Origin of the sequence: Micromonospora globispora, from assembly GCF_003857015.1 — a bacterium.
GTDB lineage: Bacteria > Actinomycetota > Actinomycetes > Mycobacteriales > Micromonosporaceae > Micromonospora > Micromonospora globispora.
Window position 1 is genome coordinate 1 of the sequence record NZ_QGGF01000480.1, and the last position, 3,492, is coordinate 3,492.

At 74.7% G+C, this 3,492-nt stretch carries 3 protein-coding genes and 1 pseudogene; 1 reads left to right on the forward strand and 3 read right to left on the reverse strand.

The features are described from left to right. A pseudogene (locus DKL51_RS35170) lies at positions 1–235 on the forward strand (FAD-dependent oxidoreductase); the annotation flags it as partial. Here the strand turns inward: DKL51_RS35170 and DKL51_RS25820 are convergent. Genes DKL51_RS25820 through DKL51_RS25830 form a run of 3 tightly spaced genes read right to left on the reverse strand, consistent with a single transcriptional unit; the run spans position 217 to position 2,937 of the window. Continuing rightward, a complete protein-coding gene (locus DKL51_RS25820; protein WP_109944796.1) occupies positions 217–1,029 on the reverse strand; it encodes an FAD:protein FMN transferase in 813 nt (270 codons plus the stop codon). The pseudogene DKL51_RS35170 and the gene DKL51_RS25820 overlap by 19 nt on opposite strands. A 13-nt stretch (positions 1,030–1,042) precedes the next feature. Then, positions 1,043–1,519: an FMN-binding protein gene (locus DKL51_RS25825; protein ID WP_109966498.1), complete on the reverse strand. Its 477-nt coding sequence runs from the start codon at positions 1,517–1,519 to the stop codon at positions 1,043–1,045. A 20-nt stretch (positions 1,520–1,539) separates the two neighbouring features. Next, positions 1,540–2,937 carry a ferredoxin reductase family protein gene (locus DKL51_RS25830; RefSeq protein WP_207783847.1) on the reverse strand — a complete coding sequence of 466 codons (1,398 nt, stop codon included), beginning with the start codon at positions 2,935–2,937 and terminating at the stop codon, positions 1,540–1,542. Between the last annotated feature and the right edge of the window lie 555 nt (positions 2,938–3,492).

Sequence of the window (3,492 nt, forward strand, 5' to 3'; positions counted from 1 at the left end):
ACCCGGCGGCGACCACCGGGTCGCGCTGCCCGCGTACGAGCGGCGGATGCGGGCGTACGCGTCCCGCTGGCAGCGCGGCGCCAACCCCGGCCACTTCCTCGCCCCGGCCAGCGCCTGGGGTCTGTGGCTGCGGGACCGGCTGCTCGCCGCCCGCCCGGTGCAGTCGATGCTGGTGCGCAGCACCGGGTCGCTGGCCACCGATCTCGACCTGCCCGACTATCCGGCGCAGGTCTGAGCCGCCGGTCGGGTCCCGGGCCAGTTCGGGGTGGCCCGGACCCGACCGGCGGTGTCGACCAGCAGACCGGCGTACCCGTCCAGGGTGGCCAGCCAGTCGAGCGCGTCCGCGCCCCGGGCGACCGCCGCGGTCGCGTACACGTCAGCCCAGAGCAGCTCGGGGCCGACCACGGTGACCGACCGGACGGCCTCGGCGGGCCGTCCGGCGCGCGGGTCCAGGATGTGCGTGCCGCGCCGCGCGGTCCCCGACGTGGCGACCGCGCCGTCCGCCCGCTCCAGCACGTCGAGCAGCCGCTCCGCGTGGCCGGGGTCCTCGACCCCGACCCGCCAGGCGGGCCGGCCCGGCGCGGTCCGCAGCAGCACGTCGCCGCCGGCGTTGAGACAGAGGTCGTGGTCGGGCAGGTCGGTCAGCCGGCGCGCGGCCCGCTCCACCGCCCACCCCTTGACCAGCCCGGACGGGTCGAACCCGGTGCCGCCGGTGGGCAGCGGCAGGTGCCGGGCGTCGAACCAGCCGTCGGTCCGCATCCGGGCCAGCTCGCAGAGTTCCACCACCTCGCGCACCAGCGGCTCGGCGGTGGCCGGGTCGGGCATCGCGCCGCCGAGGCGGCCGAGCACACTCTCCGGCCGGTACGTGCTGAACACCGCGTCCAGCTCGCGCAGCTCGGCGAAGACCCGCTCGACCCGCTCCGCCACCGGGTCCGAGTGCACCTCCGGCCCGCGCAGGTGCACGCTGACCGGCAGCCCCATCACCTGGACCACCCAGGCCCGCCGGTCCAGCTCCATGGTCAGGTTCATCGTCGTCACCCCGTCACTTCAGGTGCGCCGCGTCGATCGCGGACTGGAGGGATTCGCGGTAGCCGTCGCTGGTGACGGTGGCGCCGGAAACCGTGTCGATCTGGGCGCTCTGCGCGTCGAGGGCCTCCTGCTGGAGGATCGGCACCGCGTAGTCGTTGATCTCCTGGTCCCGGTGGTTGTTGTCCGGCACCTGCACGGCGGTCACGTCGGTGATCTTCCCGTTGGAGACGGTGATCCGGACCTGCACCGGCCCCCACCGCGTCTGCGCCACCGACCCGGTGACCGTGCCGTTGCCGCTCGACGATCCGCCGGACGAGCTCGAGCCGGTGGAGTCGTCGGTCGTACCGGAGTCGGTGCTGACGCCAGCGGATTCGGTGCCGGAGGCGATGGCGCTGCTCTCGCCACCCGCGCCCATCGTGCTGGTCTTGTAGCTGAACAGCAGCACCAGGGCGGCCACGGTGGAGAGCAGCCAGATGGTGATTCGTCGCACGGATCCTCCTTTCGTGCCTGTCACCAGGCGAAGCGTTCGTGATGGGTGTGTGCCTCGGGCACCCCGGCGGCGCGCGTGGCGGCTTGGGCCGCCTCGACCCAGCCGTCCGGGCCGCAGAGGAAGACGTCGTGCCCGGCGATGCCAGGGGAGAGCCGGCGCAGCGCCTCGACGTCGGAGAGGCCCTCGGCGTAGGCCGGCAGCCACGCCGGTCGCCGGCCCCGGGGGCCGACCAGGTGGTGCACGACCACCCCGCGTTCCGCGGCGAGCCGGTCCAGCTCCGCGCGGAAGGCCAGCTCCTCGGCGGTACGCGCGCGGTAGAGCAGCACCGCCTCGGCCGGCCGGTACGGCAGCTCCCAGAGCAGCGCCAGCAGCGGGGTGATCCCGACGCCGCAGGCGAGCATGGTGACCCCGCCGCCGCGCCAGTGCTCCCCGGTCAGCCGCCCGTACGGCCCCTCCAGCAGCACCTTCGTGCCGGGGCGCAGGGTGGCCACCCGGGCGCTGTCGTCCCCGAGGTCCTTGACGGTGATCCGCATCAGGTCCCCGGACGGGGGCGCCGACAGCGAGTACGGGTGGGCCCGGGACCAGCCGGGGCCGTCCAGGAACCGCCAGAGGAAGAACTGCCCGGCCCGGGCCGGCAGCCGGTGCAGGTCGCGTCCGCGGAGCCAGACCGAGGTGATGCCGGGCGCCTCGGGAACCACCGCGGCGACCTGGACCCGGTGCCGCAGCGAGCGCCACGCGGGCAGGCCGAGCCGGAAGACCAGCACGCTGGCCAGCGCCAGCAGGTAGACGGTCCACCAGTAGGCCCGGGCGGCCGCCGAGGCGAGGAAGTCGGCGCCGGTCCAGAGCTGGTGCGGCAGCGCCAGGGCGATGCCGAGATAGGCGTACAGGTGCAGCAGGTGCCAGGACTCGTAGCGCAGCCGGCGCCGGGCCGCGCGGATCGAGGTCACCACGACCAGCACCAGCAGGCCGAACGCGGCGGCGGCCAGCAGCATGCCCGGGTACGTCGCGACCAGGTCCCAGGTCTCGGCGAGCACGCCCTGCCGGGCGGTGCCGGCGTACCCGAGGATGGTCAGCCCCACGTGGGCGAGGAGGAGGTGGAAGGAGGTGAAGCCGGCGAGCCGGTGCCAGCGGGCGATCCGGTCCTGGCCGAAGCGCCGCTCGATCAGCGGCACCCGGGCCATCAGCACCACCTGGATGAGCATCAGGTCGGCGCTGAGCAGGCCGGCGAGCCGGCCGAGCGAGGTGAGGCCGGTGGCCGGCCCGGCCAGCAGTTCCTGCACCCCGCGGTCGGCGGTCCAGAGCGCGGTGACGACCAGCAGGCTGAGCACGGCCGCGCCGCCCACGACGTCGGCCCACCAGGTGGGGGCCACCGGGAGGGTACGGCGGGTGACTCGCCGGCCGGCGACGACGGCGGTCACCGGACGATCGTTTCGGTACGGCTGACGTTCATGGGGTCAACCTTGGGCCGGTGACCTCGGCGCCCCCTTTGCCGCTGCTGTGCGCCGCCTGAGAATCCCGGCCGGTCGACGACATGTCCCGCCGACCCGCCGGCGGGCCGTGCTCCGACGCGTCGGCGCGTCACACGTTGCATTTTCGTCGGAGGGGAGGTGTACTGTCAGAGCAGTTAGAACGAGTGTTCGATTCGCTCGTACGCTCGTTCCAACGCCCCCGGGAGAGGTGTTTCGCGGCACCGGTCCCGGGAGGTGCGGTTCCGCGGGCCGCACCGGGTTCCGGACAGTCGCGAGTCCGGTCCCGTCAGGCAGGATCGTCGCCCGCCGCCCACGACCCCCGGGCGGCGGGCGACGGACCCGCCGGTATGCCGGCCGGGTGTGGTGTGGGGAAGCGTCCACACCCGGCCGGCCCCCACCAGGTGCGTCTTCCTCCGCACCACCCGCCCCGGGCGCCTCGCCGACGGATCCGATCCGTCGGCGACGCGCCCGGGGCGGGTGGTGCGGAGGAAGACGCACCTGGTG

Bases quoted from the DNA above. Each gene is read 5' to 3' on its own strand.
- DKL51_RS25820 (WP_109944796.1), bottom strand. From the start codon at position 1,029: ATGAACCTGACCATGGAGCTGGACCGGCGGGCCTGGGTGGTCCAGGTG.